The 16200-nt window shown below is 52.5% G+C and carries 15 protein-coding genes; 5 read left to right on the forward strand and 10 right to left on the reverse strand.

Going from position 1 to position 16200, the window contains the following annotated elements; translation table 11 throughout:
• Nucleotides 1-77 precede the first annotated feature (77 nt).
• Nucleotides 78-2471 (reverse strand): phenylalanine--tRNA ligase subunit beta, encoded by a 2394-nt coding sequence (gene pheT, locus EHSB41UT_RS06830; protein ID WP_087108162.1) that lies wholly within the window; start codon nt 2469-2471, stop codon nt 78-80.
• Between the two features lie 191 nt (nt 2472-2662).
• Nucleotides 2663-3679 carry a phenylalanine--tRNA ligase subunit alpha gene (gene pheS, locus EHSB41UT_RS06835; protein ID WP_087108164.1) on the reverse strand — a complete coding sequence of 339 codons (1017 nt, stop codon included), beginning with the start codon at nt 3677-3679 and terminating at the stop codon, nt 2663-2665.
• Nucleotides 3680-4070: 391 nt separating this feature from the next.
• Here pheS and EHSB41UT_RS24935 point away from each other — a divergent pair, with 391 nt between their 5' ends.
• Entirely contained in the window at nt 4071-4193 is a 123-nt protein-coding gene (locus EHSB41UT_RS24935) for a hypothetical protein (RefSeq protein WP_278248142.1), read from the forward strand.
• A 42-nt stretch (nt 4194-4235) separates the two neighbouring features.
• A complete protein-coding gene (locus EHSB41UT_RS06840) occupies nt 4236-5420 on the forward strand; it encodes a cation:proton antiporter (RefSeq protein ID WP_087108166.1) in 1185 nt (394 codons plus the stop codon).
• An 86-nt stretch (nt 5421-5506) separates the two neighbouring features.
• On the opposite strand, the gene EHSB41UT_RS06845 is transcribed toward EHSB41UT_RS06840, so the two are convergent.
• From EHSB41UT_RS06845 to EHSB41UT_RS06855, 3 genes are all read right to left on the reverse strand, one after another.
• Nucleotides 5507-7732, reverse strand: coding sequence for a hypothetical protein (locus tag EHSB41UT_RS06845; RefSeq protein WP_133060423.1), 2226 nt, complete (start codon nt 7730-7732; stop codon nt 5507-5509).
• Nucleotides 7733-7855: 123 nt separating this feature from the next.
• Nucleotides 7856-8476 carry a phosphatase domain-containing protein gene (locus EHSB41UT_RS06850; protein ID WP_165767179.1) on the reverse strand — a complete coding sequence of 207 codons (621 nt, stop codon included), beginning with the start codon at nt 8474-8476 and terminating at the stop codon, nt 7856-7858.
• 239 nt (nt 8477-8715) lie between these two features.
• Complete coding sequence (locus EHSB41UT_RS06855) at nt 8716-9513, reverse strand: hypothetical protein (RefSeq protein ID WP_087108172.1); 798 nt, start codon at nt 9511-9513, stop codon at nt 8716-8718.
• A 251-nt stretch (nt 9514-9764) separates the two neighbouring features.
• On the opposite strand from EHSB41UT_RS06855, the gene smrA reads away from it, so the two are divergent.
• From smrA to EHSB41UT_RS06870, 3 genes are all read left to right on the forward strand, one after another.
• Entirely contained in the window at nt 9765-10355 is a 591-nt protein-coding gene (gene smrA, locus EHSB41UT_RS06860; protein WP_087108173.1) for a DNA endonuclease SmrA, read from the forward strand.
• Between the two features lie 110 nt (nt 10356-10465).
• Nucleotides 10466-11608, forward strand: coding sequence for a Na/Pi symporter (locus EHSB41UT_RS06865; RefSeq protein ID WP_087108175.1), 1143 nt, complete (start codon nt 10466-10468; stop codon nt 11606-11608).
• Nucleotides 11609-11620: 12 nt separating this feature from the next.
• Nucleotides 11621-11893 carry a hypothetical protein gene (locus EHSB41UT_RS06870; RefSeq protein ID WP_087108177.1) on the forward strand — a complete coding sequence of 91 codons (273 nt, stop codon included), beginning with the start codon at nt 11621-11623 and terminating at the stop codon, nt 11891-11893.
• 104 nt (nt 11894-11997) lie between these two features.
• Here EHSB41UT_RS06870 and EHSB41UT_RS06875 read toward each other — a convergent pair whose 3' ends face one another.
• The 5 genes from EHSB41UT_RS06875 to thrS form a co-directional block, all read right to left on the reverse strand.
• Nucleotides 11998-12567, reverse strand: a complete 570-nt coding sequence (locus EHSB41UT_RS06875) for a hypothetical protein (protein WP_133060424.1) — start codon at nt 12565-12567, stop codon at nt 11998-12000.
• Nucleotides 12568-12836: 269 nt separating this feature from the next.
• Nucleotides 12837-13193 carry a 50S ribosomal protein L20 gene (gene rplT / locus EHSB41UT_RS06880; protein ID WP_087108181.1) on the reverse strand — a complete coding sequence of 119 codons (357 nt, stop codon included), beginning with the start codon at nt 13191-13193 and terminating at the stop codon, nt 12837-12839.
• 26 nt (nt 13194-13219) lie between these two features.
• Nucleotides 13220-13414, reverse strand: a complete 195-nt coding sequence (gene rpmI / locus EHSB41UT_RS06885; RefSeq protein ID WP_087108183.1) for a 50S ribosomal protein L35 — start codon at nt 13412-13414, stop codon at nt 13220-13222.
• A 133-nt stretch (nt 13415-13547) separates the two neighbouring features.
• Nucleotides 13548-14060, reverse strand: a complete 513-nt coding sequence (gene infC, locus EHSB41UT_RS06890) for a translation initiation factor IF-3 (RefSeq protein ID WP_087108185.1) — start codon at nt 14058-14060, stop codon at nt 13548-13550.
• 85 nt (nt 14061-14145) lie between these two features.
• The gene (gene thrS / locus EHSB41UT_RS06895; protein ID WP_087108976.1) at nt 14146-16083 is read right to left on the reverse strand and encodes a threonine--tRNA ligase; all 1938 of its coding nucleotides are present in this window, start codon (nt 16081-16083) and stop codon (nt 14146-14148) included.
• Nucleotides 16084-16200: the final 117 nt, after the last annotated feature.

The following is a 16200-nucleotide window of genomic DNA, read 5'->3' on the forward strand; positions in this document are numbered from 1 at the left end:
TTCATTCACCCCATAAAAAACAACCCCCGCATTTGCGGGGGTTGTGATCGGGTATAACTCTATTATCCGACGTGCATTTACTGACGCAGCGCAGCACCCAGTTTGTCTGCCAGCGCGCTGGTAATTGCTGCGAAGGAGGCATTGATCTCTTCGTCAGTCAGAGTGCGTTCAGCATGACGCCAGGTCACGCCCAGAGCCAGACTCTTCTTGCCTTCTTCAACACCCTTACCGCTGTATACGTCAAACAAACGGATTGAGCGCAACCACTCACCAGCCTGTTCACGGATAACAGCTTCGACATCGGCCTCCGGTGTTGCCTGATCCAGCACCAGCGCCATATCACGGCGTACTTCAGGGTATTTGGACAGCTCACGGAAGCTGGTAACGGAACCATCTACCAGCACATCCGCAGAGATCTCGAACAGGTAAACCGGTACGTTGATATCGCAAGCCTTGGCAACCTTCGGATGCAGAGCACCGATCACACCCACAACCTCACCATTGCGCAGAATTTCTGCACACTGACCAGGATGCAGCGCAGGACGCTGGGCTGCGCGGAAGCTGTATTCAGCCGCATTACCTACACGGGCAAACAGCGCTTCCACATCACCTTTCAGGTCGAAGAAATCAACGGAGGAACCGGCACCGTGCCAGCTTTCCGGATCACGGCTGCCACAGATCGCACCGCCCATCCACAGATCCTGAGTCAGACTGCTCTCAGTACCACGGGCATTACGGATAAAGATCTGACCGGATTCAAAGATTCGGATACGGTTCTGCTGACGGTTCAGGTTATGACGCAGAGTGGAGACCATGCCCGGCATCAGGCTGGTGCGCATCACTGACATTTCGCTGGAGATCGGGTTCGCCAGCGGCTCAGCTTCACGCTCTGGGTCAAACAGAGTGTGCAGCTTAGGATCGATAAAGCTGAAGTTAATCGCTTCACGGTAGCCACGGGCCACCAGCACACGACGCAGTTCAGACAGATCGATCTTGGCTTCGTCGATAATCTGCAGACGCAGCTCTGCCAGCGGCATGGTGTTTGGCAGGTTGTTGTAGCCGTAGATACGACCAACCTCTTCTACCAGATCTTCTTCGATGCTGATATCAAAGCGCCAGCTTGGTACCGCAACAGACCACTGATCTTCAGAAGTAGCAGTCAGTTCCATACCCAGACAGGTCAGCAGTGGAGCAATCTGGTCGGCAGGCAGATCCACACCCAGCAGGCTGGCAACCTTGCTGCGGTTCAGGATAACGGTCTTGGCCTTTGGCAGATTCTCTTCAACCGCCACTTCCACAACCGGACCAGCTTCACCACCACAGATTTCCAGAATCAGGCCGGTGGCACGCTCAATCGCCTTGGTCTGCATCTGGTAATCCACACCACGCTCAAAGCGGTGGGAGGCATCGGTATGCAGACCGTAAGCACGGGCCTTACCGGCGATAGCAATCTTGTCGAAGAACGCACACTCCAGGAAGATGCTGGTTGCATCCGCGTTCACACCGGAATGCTCACCGCCCATCACACCGGCGATACCAAGAACCTTCTTCTCGTCAGCAATGACCAGAGTATTGCTGTTCAGGGTCTGCTCGGTGCCATCCAGCATCAGCAGCTTTTCGCCCTGTTCTGCCAGACGTACATTGATGCAGCCTTCCAGACGATCCAGATCATAACCGTGCATCGGGGTGCCCAGCTCGATCATCACATAGTTGGTGACGTCAACAACCGGATCAATGGAACGGATACCGGAACGACGCAGACGCTCAACCATCCACACCGGAGTTTCGGCCTTCACGTTCACATTGCGCAGCACACGACCCACAAAACGCGGGCACTGCTCTGGCGCTTCCAGATTTACCTCGAAGGTGTCGTCAATGGTCGCGATCACATCTTCGATGGCAGGAACAGTCACGTCAGCCAGGAAGTTAGCGGACACTTCACGGGCCAGACCGGCGATGCTCAGGCAGTCACCACGGTTCGGGGTCAGATCAACATCAATAATGGTGTCGTTCAGATTAAGGTAGGTGCGGATATCTTCACCCACAGGTGCGTCAACCGGCAATTCCAGCAGACCATCTGCACGCTCTTCCGCCAGACCGATCTCATCAGCACCACACAGCATGCCCAGAGACTCAACACCACGCAGTTTGGCTTTCTTGATCTTGAAGTTGCCCGGCAACACTGCGCCAACCATGGCAAAAGGAATCTTGATGCCAACACGGGCATTCGGTGCACCACAGACCACCTGGAACTCTTCGGTGCCGTGAGACACCTTGGTCACCCGCAGCTTGTCTGCATCCGGGTGCTGTTCGCAGGCCACGATTTCACCGACCACAACGCCGGAAAACGCTGGTGCAACCAGCGTGTATTCGTCCACTTCCAGGCCAGCCATGGTGATCTTGCTGACCAGCTCTTCGGTTGTTGCGTCCGGGTTTACCCAGGTGCGCAGCCACTGTTCGCTGAATTTCATTCTCTATTTACCCTTACATCCCCCAGACGGGAGATAGAAAATTCTTTCGGATCGCATTTGCAAACCGCAGCCGATGGCGTGTTATTTCCACCCGCGCCAATGGACAGTCCCTGTCCGGCGGCGCTAGTCGGCCATCCATGGCCTTTGGTTCCAACAACACACCATCGGCTACTGCAATCCCTGCCCAACAATTACTTGAACTGTTCCAGGAAACGAATGTCGTTCTCGAAGAACTGACGCAGATCCCTTACGCCATAACGCAGCATGGCAAAACGCTCAACACCCATACCGAAGGCAAAGCCGGTGTATTTCTCCGGATCGATGCCGGCGTGACGGAAAACATCCGGGTGAACCATGCCGCAGCCCAGTACTTCCAGCCACTTAATGGAACCATCTTCATTACGGCCCCACTCAATATCCACCTCAGCGGAAGGCTCAGTGAACGGGAAGTAGGACGGACGGAAGCGCACTTCCAGATCGTCACGCTCGAAGAACACCCGCAGGAAGTCAGACAGCAGGCTCTTCAGATCAGCGAAGCTGGCCTTCTCGGCCACATACAGACCTTCGACCTGATGGAACATCGGGCTGTGAGTCATATCAGAGTCACAACGGTACACCTTGCCCGGGCAAACGATCGCGATTGGCGGGTTGCGGTTCTCGGCCACAAAACGCTCCATGGTGCGAATCTGAACCGGGGAAGTGTGAGTACGCAGCACGGAACCGTCCTTCATATAGAAGGTATCGTGCATGGCACGGGCCGGGTGGTGATCCGGGATATTCAGCGCTTCAAAGTTGTGGAAATCGTCTTCAATTTCCGGACCGGCTTCCACGGTAAAACCGATGGTGCGGAAGTATTCGCTGATCCGCTCCATGGTGCGGGTCACCGGGTGGATAGAACCCACATCTTCGCCACGGCCAGGCAGGCTCACATCAATGGACTCTGCCGCCAGTTTGGCATCCATTGCAGCGCTTTCCAGCAGCTCTTTGCGTGCGCGAATAGCGGCTTCAACACCTTGCTTGGCTTCGTTAATTTTAGCGCCGGCCTTTGGCTTCTCTTCCGGGGAGAGGTGACGCAGTTCCTGCATCAGCAGGCTGATTTCGCCCTTCTTACCCAGGTACTGTACCCGCACCTGATCCAGGCTGGCTGCATCGGTCGCAGCCTCAACTGCAGCCAGAGCTGCGTTGGTCAATGCTTGGAGGTTTTCCATGGAGACTCTTTATAAAAGCACAAACGTTATAAAACGGTTAGGGAGCTCATGCTGTACCGCAATCAAGAACCCAAAACGGCAGATTCGGCTGCAACCCTTTGCAGAGTCACAACATGCAGCAATCTGCGGAATAAATTTATAAGCGGGGAAGTGTAACCCAGAGTCAGCGGTAAGACTATGCGCCGCCGGGCCTGAAAGCCGATATTCGGCCAATAAATCAGCAATCTGTCAGACTGGAAACAAACACCTCGAGACCACCACACATAGCTAGGTACATCTCTCGCCGAAACCTCAGCTTTCCGAAATATCACAAACCGTGTCACTACTTCACAATTCATCCCAACCCCTGACAGGGCCTTCATCAGTGACACCTGAAAAGTAGACCGAAACCATGCCAGATCATCGCAACACCCGGGAGATTTCCCGCGCAACACTATGGTTTGGCGAACCGTGGCCGGCCCACCCTGAACGTAATGCAATCCCGGATACCCGTATCTGCGGAATTAAGACTTAAGTCGCTCCTGAACAATCTGTCCTGTGGACAATTAGGAATCCCATGAGAAAAGTAACTGTTTACTCCCTTCTTTTATTGCTTGGACTCATTCTTTCCCAATGGTTGCCCCTGAATTTTGGCGACTCTTACACATCACTTAACCCCGTTATTGTTTACCTGACCATGGCCGCACTCTCCTACATCATGATTGAAGTAGGTTACGAGTTTGATATTGATAAAAACCGACTTGGCCAATACAAGTGGGACTATGTTGTCGCCATGACCGCAGCCACCTTCCCCTGGCTGTTCGTGGTTTTGTACTTCGTTTTTGTTCTGGCTCCCGCAGAGAGCTGGGGATCTTTCGACACCTGGAAAGAGATGTTGCTGCTGGGCCGTTTCGCCGCACCAACCTCTGCCGGCGTTCTGTTCACCATGCTGGCCGCAGCCGGACTGGGCGCCACCTGGCTGTTTAAGAAGGCCCGGGTTCTGGCCATCTTTGATGATCTGGACACCGTACTGCTGATGATTCCGCTCAGTATTATGATGGCCGGCCTGACCTGGCAAATGATGGTCATGATCGCCCTGATCATCGTTATGCTGACGGTGGGTTATCAAAAGATGCGCGCTCTGGCGATTCCCAGCAGCTGGAAGTGGATGCTTTTCTATGCCTTTATTATCGCAACAGCCAGCAAGAGCATTCTGCTGATCAGCACGGCTATCGATCCAAGCACACCAATTCATATTGAAGTGCTGCTGCCTGCATTCCTGCTGGGCTGCATGATCAAGACCTCAGCCCATGGCCACAGCGCTGATCAGGCTAAAGCCAATACTGTGATCTCTGCAGTGTTTATGATTCTGGTTGGCCTGAATATGCCACTGATGAACTTTGATCTGGTCAGTTCCGGTGATGCCTCCCAGGATTGGAACATGATTCTGACCCACGTGTTCTTTGTGACCGTGATTTCCAATATCGGCAAAATGTTCCCACTACTCTGCTACCGCAAAGAGGCTTCCGTGCGTGAACGTCTGGCACTGAGTATTGGCATGTTCCCGCGCGGTGAAGTCGGTGCTGGCGTGCTGATTATCAGCCTGGGATATGGTGTTGGCGGTGTTGCTTTGACTATTGCCATGCTGTCCCTGACTCTGAACCTGTTGCTGACCGGCGTATTTATTATGGCGGTGAAACGCCTGCTGAATACTCAGGACCAGGAAGTAGTAGAACTATCACGGAATCCGGAGCCCGCCTAAGCCCAACAACGCCACAATGACAATACGACAAACCGGCAGGTGCTTAGCCTTTGCCGGTTTGTGTTAGAAAAACAGAAACAATCGAATTAGCTGAGAGTGCAGCTGCGCATGCGTGCACGCCATCCAGTAAACCAGCCGGTTGTTCGGTATTCATCCTTCCCGGCAAGAATACGATCCCGCAAGACCGCAAGCTTTTTAGCGCGCTTGTGCTGGGCCTCTTTGGAAAGGCGTTTCAACTCAGCCAACTCGCGAATCTGGATATTGTTGGCGCATCGCCCCATGGCGCGCACGGTCTCTGTCACTGCCGGTTTATCACGGGCTTCACAAAATACATACTGAAAGTCCTGCCCCATCAGTGCCGGCCTGAGCAGAAGCCGCTCCTCGTTTAAATGACTCTGAGAATCCGACAGGGAACTTGATCCCAGCACCACGCCCAAAGGCCGCTCAGTCCGCCGCACATCAGGTAACTCCGAAACCAGAGCCGCAGAGGCTCTTAACAACTCCATGGAGGAGGTTAAATCATCCAGCATGCCTTTTGCATATCCGCAATGAAACTCCCTTGGCAACTTCATATTACCAACACCTTCAACCACATCTCGGTACTCATCCGTCTTGCTGTAGAGATCTAAAGATCGGTCAAAGGTATCCAGCAGTTTTTTTACCTGAGGCAGCAATCGTTTCGCACCCGGCGTATCAACCCTGATCAGCCGTCCATATTCAAGCGCAAGCTGCTGAGCCCTCTCAAGATAAAGGTAATACTCACTGGCTCGGGTAAACAAAACAGCTTTTGTGCTGAAGCGCCTGCCCTGTGCCAGCATGCCTTTAATTCTCGAGGATATAGAATGAAACAACGCAAACCGATCCGTGTCCGACAGAAAGTCAGTTGCATAGTCGCAACTCACTTGCGCCGCTGTTAAATCAACACCTGATAAAGCTATTTTGTTGATGGATTTGCTGGGCGCTATCGACATCTCTCCCGACAAAGGCACAATCTTTTGCTTCAGCAGGTAACCGCTGTTGACCACCAGACCAGACTGGCGGCCAATCGCATCCAGAGCATCGGTAGTGGTTCCGTGCAGAAAGGTAAGATCATTCGACCGACGCTCGAGACCGATCAGCAGTATATCCTGCACCAGATCAAACAGCTGAAGCACCAAAGAATCTTTCTGGGTGCAGTCTGCCAGACGCCCCAACTCTGGCTCAATAACAGCCCCCAACCCTTCATACAAAGAACGCAACGTCAACTTGTCGCTCACTTTGGCCCGTTTCTCGACAAACTCGGCCAACGCCTCTGTGAATACCAGAAGCGGTTCCTTCCACATACAACCAGGCTTTGATTCGGTGCGCCTGCTTTCTGCCTCACTTCCAAGCTTCTGCAGCAGCATGGTCAATGCTAATACCACACGCTGAACAGCCGGATCGGTCACAGGATCAGGACGCGCCTGACAGCAGACCTTCAAGTAGCGCAGATAAGAGAGCAAAGGATTACTATTTTTCTTCAGCCATTCCAGACCGACCGAATGAGGAATATGAGCCTGCCCCACCAATGACTGAAACAGCTCACGCCCCTGAGCAAGCAATGTCAGCTGTTCATTCAACTGACGAATCGCCTCCTCCATGCCGGCTGATTGTGAACGTCCAGACACTCCACACCTTACCCTCTCTGAGAAAGACAACAGCGCAAAGAACGACTCTGGTTCCAGCCCGCAACGCACCGACATATCATGCAGCAGATTCATCGCCTGCTCTGTGTGCAGATCACCCGTCGCCAGATTCTCCAACAGGTTCCAGGCACCAAGCTCATAAGCTAAGACGGGATTGGGCAAACTTCCCTCTTCCGCTAAAGATAACAGCCGCTCGTATTCCTCCTTCACGGCCGCTGAGATCATCAACCCCTTAGCTGCCTCATTTTTTCGTGATAAAACCAGTTTCTGTGCAGCCGCCATACAAAGCTGACAACACACAAACTGCTGCCAACTACTGAGCTGATCGAAAGAAGAGAATTCCGCTTGATGTAAGGCAAGCTGATCAGTGATCTGATCAAACTCTGAACCCAATATCCGCCTCAACTCCAGCTCCAGTTCAATCTCTGGTTTTGGGCTGGCAACAGTCTCAACCAAACGGGAACCGAGGATGGCCTGACCAGCATTTTGAAGAGATTGCGCTGACCGTTGGGCCTTTAGAAATGATGGTAGTGAAGAGGAGAGATGGCATTTCCGCGCACGGGAATAACGACTTCCCTGCGCTCTGCTTTTAACCGGAACCCGCTGCTGCCTGCGTTCAACGACACCTTTCCTTGTCACCTTTCCCATAATCAACTCCTTGATAACCAGCTTATTGAAAACCTGCCCCGATATGGACAGCGATCAATCAATAGAGATGATTGGGAATAACGGTATCGTTAGACTTGAAGCGAAAGCCCGGGCGGGCAGACGTCAACTTTGCGGTACAGCTTCAGAGAACTTGTGGAGATAATCCCGTTGCACCGCTTTCTTGGGGCAATCCTCCCCCTTAAGACGCGTAAACTGCTCGACTATATGCCCGGCACTGAAACCGAAGGACTTCATCAGACACCCGGCCAGTGTTGCCGAGCGCCCTTCACCATTACGGCAATGAACCAGCACGACAGAGCCGCTCTTCAGACGCTCAGTCACACCTTGTACTAACGAGCGCAGCTCATCAGCCTGATCCGGCGCAGGAACACTGTCACTATCCTCACGAATAACAAACCGCCAGAGCATAAACCCATGCTCGATAACTTTGGCAAAGTAACCTTTGATATGCAGTTCCGTCTCCAGCTCTGTATCCGGTAACGCGCAGACAATATCGGTAACACCCTGCTCCCGGAGGCATCCAAGATCAGCGTTCAAATCACGGCTGTTTAACAGGTAACGCTTGGCGCTGATATCAAACCGGCCGGGACATTCACCAAACGCCAGGGCCCGCCCATCCCCGACACCCTCGACCCAACAGGGGCGGTAAGGCTCTTCGATATGACTGCGCACGGTGAATCCAAAGCCACGGTAACGCAGGGTCTGCTCCCAACGAAAAGCCATACCGGCTCCCTTCGGCATTTTGAACAGTTTTTTCTGCTCTGGGGTCAAAGCCCGGACAGTGTAACGCCCGCTCCGGCCTTCTTGAGTAGCCTCAGGCAAAGCACACTCTTGACCACCCGGCTCTCTCTTGGGATCAGCTGTTTGTGTAATTTTTGCCTGCATGAACATGAAGAAGCCCTGTTTCCGTTACGCTCAGGCTATAGGACAGCACCTTATCAACGAGGGTTATAACAAAGCGGTTACCCACTTGGCCTTTCCCTGTCGCTCACGAGAGGCCTCCTGCGGCAAAAGTGGTGCCACAACAGATAATCGAGCTTCAAATTTCTCACCAGTCTCTGCTGGCTTTCGCTGTATTCAGCGGGAGGCACAATATCACTGACAGAAATAACATCATTTGGTCCATAAAACCGAGCCTGCGCTGCAATCAACTGATTCACATAAGCGAACGAATAAGGCTCCGCATGCCCACGGAGAAACACAGGATTGGTCAGCTTATGCATCATGCCGGGGCAGGTCAGTTGTTTGGGGAGATGTTCCGCTTCAAAGTAATCAAGCTCTTCGGTCTCACCAACCGTCGCAGATCTCCCCATTCCCACATCCCGCCCCATATTCTCTGGAAGAACGGACGGCACGGAGCGGGATCTCGCTCGATACAATGCTGCCAGAGGATGAGTCGCCAACAGCGTGCCTCCCCCACCAACACCCAGACTGCCATATCCAACCGTAAAGGCCAGACAACCCTGTAAACCGGCATAATTGGTACACGCACAAACGACTCCAGCCAGGCACCCGGCCGCACAACACAGCACGCAGCCCCCCAATGGAATCGACATCTTCTGCTGCAGCTCGGCACGATAACGCTGAACAAACAGCGGGCTTTGGGTAGGCAGCAGAGCCACCTGTCGGTCGGCAACACTCTGGAAATGACGCTCAAGTCTGGTCGGAGACGCCCTACCATTTGTCGATACCGGCTGCTGAGTAATCACCGGCCCCTGTTGCTCTTCATACCCTTGGCAGCCGTGCTGGATAGAATCCATAGAATGACTTCTTTGCAGCCTTGGAAAACCCACCATTTTTGGAGAACGACTCCCCCCAACCAACAAAACAGCGTTTACGCCACCTTCCAACCCTGAATTCATACCATCAACCAAGACTTCTCCACTCCACCGCTTGGACAACCCCTCTCACCAAGCAGTGAAACATTGGAGATACCTGCACTAACAACCTGCATGAAACATTGTGTTACTCTCAGCAGACTTGTTAAGGATGTTATCTGGCAGAGCCCTCCATGCACGAAAACGACAGCGATCTTTTCTTTAGCGAGATGTCTGATGTCAAACCCCTCGCCAAGACTCGCAACCTCGCAGAGACCGGCAATAAAAAGGAAAACACACCCGGCCAGCAGCTGCGTCGCGAAGCCGCGCAGGAAGAGTTGATAGACCCCAACCCTCTCTCTCTGGAACTGCGCAAACGGTTACAGCCCCACGACTTTCTGTTCTGGAAAGAGTCCGGGGTACAGGAAGGTGTCTGGAAAAAACTACGGCTTGGCAAATACGCAACCGATGCCCACCTTGCCCTTCATGTGCTGACCGTTAAGGAAGCCCGCCAACAACTGCATGAATTTCTGCAGGACTGCCGGGAACAGAATATCCGTACGGTACTTGTCGTTCATGGCCGTGGAGAAAATAGCGAACCGAAAGCCACCATCAAAAGCTATACTCGCCAGTGGCTGGAAGAACATGACAATGTTCTTGCCTTTCATACCGCTCTTCGCCAGCACGGTGGCACCAGTGCAGTTTATGTACTGATCCGCAAAAATGAGGAGAAGCGCCTGCAGAACAGAGAACTCTTTGCACGACGCCGACCTGGTGTTTCCTGATTAGACATACATATATGAAGCTTCGTACGTAGTTTCACTCCATGAAGGGTTGCATCTTCCTGCTGATCATGGAATATACGCCCCAAACCAACAACAGCTGAATCTTTGATATGACGAATACAGCTCCGCAACAGTCCACAGCCGGACATCTGTTACGATGGCTCATCGTGATCATGATGGTCTATCTGCTTCTGGTCGCGGTCGCAATGATTGGCAGTGGCTTCAAGTGGGCCTCTGGTGGTGCCGAAGGCGCCAAGCAAATTTTCGCCTTCGCCAGCAACCCCATCATGGGATTAGTGATGGGTGCCTTTGCTACGGCACTCGTGCAGTCATCCAGTACCGTAACCTCGGTTATTGTTGGCCTGGTGGCCGGCGGCCTGCCGGTTGCGACAGCCATACCGATGATTATGGGTGCCAATCTGGGAACCACGGTGACCAACACCTTGGTGAGTATGGGACACATTGGTAAGAAGAAAGAGTTCCGCCGCGCCTTTTCTGCTGCAACGGTACATGACTTCTTTAACCTGATGGCTGTCGCCATTTTCCTGCCATTGGAGATATTTACCGGTTACCTGAGCAAAACCTCCGAATGGCTGTCCACGCATTTGGTTGGCGGCGAATCGATGAGCATGAAAGGCTTTGATTTTATCAAGCCACTTACCAAGCCACTGGTTACCGTATTCAAGGATATGTTCGAGAGCCTGCCGGGCATCTGGGGCGGCGTAGCACTGGCTCTTCTGGGCCTGGCCTTTATCTTTGTCTCCATTATCGTCCTCGGCAAGATGCTCAAGGTACTGATGGTTGGCCGTGCGAAGATGATCCTGCACCGCGCTATTGGTCATGGTCCGATCACCGGCATTACCTCCGGCACCCTGATGACCATTGCCGTACAGTCCTCCTCTACCAGCACCAGCCTGATCGTACCGCTGGCCGGTAACGGACTGTTCAAGCTGAAAGAGATCTATCCGTTTACCCTTGGTGCCAATATCGGTACCTGTGTGACGGCACTGCTGGCAGCAACAGCGGTTGAAGGTACCCACGCCATCTTTGCTCTACAGATAGCTTTGGTACATCTGGTCTTTAACGTGTCTGCCGTTATCGTGATTTATGGCATACCACAGCTGCGAGTTATCCCGATGATAACCGCCCGACGCTTCGCCCAGATGGCAAGCCGTCGTAAGTGGATCGTGTTTGCCTATGTGGCCGGTCTATTCTTTGTACTACCTGCCGCATTGATTGCGATTACAGCATAAAGGAGCGTTGCCATGCCTCAGTCTCTTGAAGAATACAAAGCGCACCGGAAGGCGCTGAAGGCACAGATTAAAGAAACCCGCGCTCTGCTGGAGCAACTGGAAGCCGAGCTTGAAGAAGAGCGGCTGGAGATGGGTCACGAAGAGCTGGACCATCTGGAAGAGTATATGGATAAGACCGGCCCGCACCTGGGCGATCTTAAAACCCTCGGCTCTGCTGCGATTTCCGACTTCCGCAAGTCTGTGAATGACTTTGCCAGCTGGGTATCCGGCTCTAAGAAGAAGTAAAACCGGAAAGAGAAAAGCCGGGTAACAAAAAAGCGCCATGATGATGTCATCATGGCGCTTTTTTATATGTCTTGTTTTTAACAGTTTGGTTTAAGCTATCGACCTTAGCTGATAGCTTCTTCTGCAGCAGCCGTCTTCACCATATCGTGGAAACGCGTAGTGATGGTGCTGGCGATATCCAGACGCTGGAACGTAGACAGTTCTTCCAGCTTGTCGATATCCAGCCAGTGCAGGTGAACGTACGGGGATTTGGCCTTGAATTCGCGCAGATCGCCTTTCTTGATCAGCGGCAGGAAGTTATCACGCTTACCCAGCACCTGGTCAAAAGCTTCTGACAGCGGCATGGTTTTGCCTTTACCGCCCTTCAGCGGCAGACGTACATAAAAACCGGTCTTGCCAAAGAGCTCACCCGGGAACATGAAAATACCGGATGGGCGAACAGCCTGTGGAGAAACAAAACTGAACGTGTCGTGCCAGGCATTCTGATCAGGCATTACCTCGATCAGCTCGGCACCCTCTTCACCTGTGTAGTGCAGTTGGTAATTGCTATAGAGTTTGCAAACGCTGGCAGAGTAAACACAAAAGATATTCTTCATCGACCGCATGTAGTCATAAGCTTTTCTGCGGTTCGCAATATGGCTTAGTTCCCACTTCAGTTCAGTATCATTTGTCATTCTTTTTGCCGACTCCCTCTGGATAACTTCCATCTCAACAGGCAACGCCTGTCACACCAGAACGCACACCAGAAATCAGAAAATAATTTGTGCGTAAGATTACCAAGCAACGCACCAAAATACTGCAAAGAAATTGTAAATTGTGACGCGGTACGTCAGCCAGAGTTATCTTCTGACAAATACTGACAACTGCGACACAAAAAAGGCCCCCGCAAGGGAGCCTTTTTTATCTAGCAACAAATCAGACTGGCTGTAAAAGCCGCTTCCGATTAAGCCAGAGCCGCCTTAGCGGTAGCCACGATAGCAGCGAAAGCCGCTTTTTCGTGAACTGCCAGGTCAGCCATAACCTTACGGTCGATCTCAACGTTAGCCTTCTTCAGACCAGCGATCAGACGGCTGTAAGACATACCGTTCATGCGGGCACCAGCGTTGATACGGGCGATCCACAGTGCACGGAACTGACGCTTCTTCTGACGACGGTCACGGTACGCGTACTGACCAGCTTTGGTTACAGCCTGCTTGGCAACACGGAATACACGGGAACGTGCACCGTAGTAGCCTTTAGCCAGCTTGAGAACCTTTTTGTGACGACGACGGGCAACAACCCCACGCTTAACACGAGCCATTTTCTATCTCCTAAACCCAGTCTGAATTAACGTACGCGCAGCATGCGTTCTACCAGCGGCTTGTCCGCAGCGCACACCTGAGAGGTGCCACGCAGCTGACGCTTACGCTTGGTAGTCATTTTGGTCAGGATGTGGCTCTTGAAAGCGCTCTTGCGCTTGAAGCCGCTTGCAGTCTTCTTGAAGCGCTTGGCAGCGCCAGACTTAGTCTTCATCTTTGGCATGATTTGACTCCGCATTCCAGGGCCCGGCCTGAGTATCAATGCCGACTCAGGTTAGGCAGCTTAAAAATATCAGAAGAAATCTTCTGTCTTCGATGAAAGCCAGTAAACCGGCCCTCATAGAAACAAAGAAAAATTACTTCTTCTTCTTAGGGGCAATAACCATGATGAGCTGGCGACCTTCCATCTTTGGACGCTGTTCAACAGTGCCCAGTTCTTCGAGGTCTTTCTCAACCCGGTTGAGCAGTTGCATGCCCAGTTCCTGGTGAGCCATCTCACGACCACGATACCGCAGGGATATCTTGGCCTTATTGCCTTCTTCAAGGAAACGTACCAGGTTGCGTAGTTTTACCTGGTAATCCCCTTCCTCAGTACCAGGACGGAATTTGATTTCCTTCACCTGGGTCTGAACCTGCTTCTTCTTCGCAGCCGCTTTCTGCTTCTTGTCTTCGTAGAGGTGCTTACCATAGTCCATGATCTTACAGACCGGTGGAACTGCGGTGGCATTAATCTCTACCAGATCAAGCTGAGCTTCCAACGCTTGATCAAGAGCTTCCCTCAGCGGAACGACACCGACCATTTCGCCGTCGGCAGCAATCAGGCGTACTTCTTGAGCACGAATGTTTTGATTGATAGGGGGCGCTGCCACCTGCCGACGATCCCGCGGATTCGAACGTTTGATTGCGAATTCTCCTGTTTAGCCTAAAAAGTTACTGAATCGTAAGACCTGCAGATTATGCGGTCTTACCAGCTTCAGAACGGCTGCGTTGTTTAATCTCTGCTGCCAGCATGTTCTGGAATTCATCCAGGGTCATAACACCGAGGTCTTCACCAGAACGGGTGCGAACAGCAACAGAGTTGGATTCCATTTCCTTATCACCGGTTACTAACAGATAAGGTACCCGGTCTAAGGTATGCTGGCGGATTTTAAAGCCGATCTTCTCGTTTCTCAAGTCCGCTTTTACTCGGAAACCACTGTTTTTCAAGCTTTCTTCTACATTTTTTACGTAGTCAGCCTGAGCATCGGTAATATTCATGACCGCAACCTGTACCGGCGCCAGCCATGCAGGGAACCTGCCCTCGAAGTGTTCGATCAGAATACCGATAAAGCGCTCGAACGACCCCAGTGTCGCACGGTGCAGCATAACCGGTGTTTTCCGCTCGCCACTCTCATCAACATACTCGGCACCCAGACGACCCGGCATGGAGAAGTCCACCTGAATGGTTCCGCACTGCCAGACACGACCGATACAGTCTTTCAGGGAGAATTCCACCTTAGGACCGTAGAACGCGCCTTCACCTGGCAGCTCTTCCCATGGAAGGCCCGCAGCATCCAGAGCTTCAGCCAAGGCCTTTTCGGCCTTGTCCCAGATTTCATCTGAGCCTACGCGCTGTTCTGGACGGGTAGAGAGTTTGTAGATCAGGCTGTCTTTTTCAAAGCCGAAGTCAGCGTAAACATCATGCAGGAAGTCGATAAAATCGGAGACTTCTGACTGAATCTGATCTTCGGTACAGAAGATATGGCCGTCATCCTGGGTAAATCCACGTACCCGCATAATGCCGTGCAAAGAACCGGAGGCCTCATTACGGTGACAGGAGCCGAATTCTGCCATACGCAGTGGCAGATCACGGTAGCTGCGCAGCCCCTGGTTGAAGATCTGTACGTGGCATGGGCAGTTCATCGGCTTGACCGCCATCACCCGCTCATCACTCTTCAGGGTGAACATGCCTTCGCCAAACTTGGAAGCGTGGCCGGACTTTTCCCACAGAGAGATATCAACAATGGAAGGGGTCTTCACTTCCACATAGTTGCTTTCATGCTGCTTGCGGCGCATGTACTGTTCCAGCGCCTGATAAATGCTCCAGCCATTTGGATGCCAGAACACCATACCCGGAGCCTCTTCCTGCATGTGGAACAGATCCAGTTTCTTGCCGATCTTGCGATGGTCACGCTTTTCGGCTTCTTCCAGACGGTGCAGGTAAGCTTTCAGCTCTTTCTTGTCTGCCCAGGCAGTGCCATAAACACGGGTCAGCATCTCGTTCTTGGAGTCACCACGCCAGTAGGCACCGGCCACACGCATCAGCTTGAAGACTTTCAGCTTACCGGTGGATGGTACGTGCGGGCCACGACACAGGTCTTTCCAGTCACCCTGCTGGTAAACAGAAATCTCTTCGCCTTCCGGCAGATCCTTGATGATCTCGACCTTGTACTTCTCGCCCATAGCATCGAATTCGGCGATAGCGTCTTCACGGGACATCACCACACGCTTGATCGGGGCATCTTCCTTGGTCAGCTCTTCCATACGCTTTTCGATACGGGCGAGGTCTTCCATATTGAAGGCGCGCTCATAGGAGAAGTCGTAATAAAAGCCATCTTCAATCACCGGACCAATAGTTACCTGCGCACCAGGGAATAGATCCTGGGTCGCTTGAGCCAGCAGGTGAGCGGTGGAGTGACGGATCACTTCCAGACCGTCTGCATCACGGGTGGTGATAATGCTCAGGTTGGCATCATTCTCGATAATAAAGCTGGCATCCACCATCTCATCATTAACGCGACCAGCGAGAGTGGCTTTGGCCAGACCTGGGCCAATATCCTGGGCAACTTCGAGAACGGAAACAGACTGGGCAAACTCGCGCTTGCTGCCGTCAGGCAGAGTAATAACAGGCATGTTGAAATGTACCTTCAATCTTTCAGTGGCAATCCAGACCAGGGACTGCATGGGTAAGCAGGATCAGACCATACCAGAGGCTGCCTGCATCAGACTGCACACCTACAGTTGTGTGCC

Origin of the sequence: Parendozoicomonas haliclonae (assembly GCF_900174585.1) — a bacterium.
Lineage (GTDB): Bacteria > Pseudomonadota > Gammaproteobacteria > Pseudomonadales > Endozoicomonadaceae > Sansalvadorimonas > Sansalvadorimonas haliclonae.